Genomic DNA, 881 nt, shown 5'->3' with positions numbered 1-881 from the left:
AGGGGCATTTTTTGCGTAGGCGGCGGCTTTTTTGTAAAGTAAAATTTAGCTAAGTACGATTATATATCATTTTTTATAATGTAGTGTTCTTGTATATTTTTAACCGTTTGAGTTACAGCTTGAACAATTTCATCACTCCATTTGTTTAAAGTTAGGGTTAAGGGAGGTGAGAGACATTCTTCAGGTTTGAAAAGTTCGTATGGTTCAATTCCCAGTACATCGGCAAATTTTACCAATGTGGCTGGAGATACCCATTTTCTGCTGTTTTCGACATCACTTAGAAAAGGAATAGAAATCCCTAATTTTTCAGCTAATTCAGCTTGAGATAACTTCCGGTAATTACGGTACCGCTTCAAGTTTACGCTTAAAATAGCCCTTAACTTTTGTTCTGTCATTCTTTATTTTTCCTTAATTTTGTTAAATTTGGCAGAAGATGGTTAATTTTTTATTATCCTATTAGCTTGACATTTTATAAAATAGCCATTAGAATTATTAAAAATATGCTAAAAGCAAGGTATTTGCTGAGGAGAAAAAATGAACAAAAAATTATTGCTGTTATGGGTTATCATTCTATTAACCGCGCTATCTCCGCTGTTCGGTGGAGGTAATTCTGAGAAAGAAGAAGGGATAAGAGACTATGTATGCCGAATCAATATTAGTCATCATCCAAATATGGATGGACTTTTACGTAATCTGGCAACTATGATGTGGGAAGATGAAGATAATTCCGATATTAAGAAAATTGCTGAAAGTCTTAACGCTTCAAGAATGGGTGGTTATGGATCGGGATTTGTGTATGTTGATAAAAACGGCGTAAATTACATTATTACAAATTACCATGTAGTGGCCAATGCTTCCAATTTTTCAATTACTTTTGAAAA

At 33.6% G+C, this 881-nt stretch carries 2 protein-coding genes; one reads left to right on the top strand and one right to left on the bottom strand.

All coding sequences use genetic code 11. The annotated features are described in order from the left end of the window. Positions 1-59 precede the first annotated feature (59 nt). Complete coding sequence (locus ACYVRA_RS07475) at positions 60-395, bottom strand: helix-turn-helix domain-containing protein (RefSeq protein ID WP_461252117.1); 336 nt, start codon at positions 393-395, stop codon at positions 60-62. A 139-nt stretch (positions 396-534) separates the two neighbouring features. Here ACYVRA_RS07475 and ACYVRA_RS07470 point away from each other — a divergent pair. Beyond that, on the top strand, positions 535-881 hold a 347-nt coding region (locus ACYVRA_RS07470; RefSeq protein ID WP_461252116.1), incomplete at its 3' end, for a hypothetical protein.

The sequence above is a fragment of the Treponema sp. R8-4-B8 genome (assembly GCF_054786175.1).
Note: the sequence above shows the minus strand (reverse complement) of the source record. Positions and strands in the feature narration are given on the sequence as shown.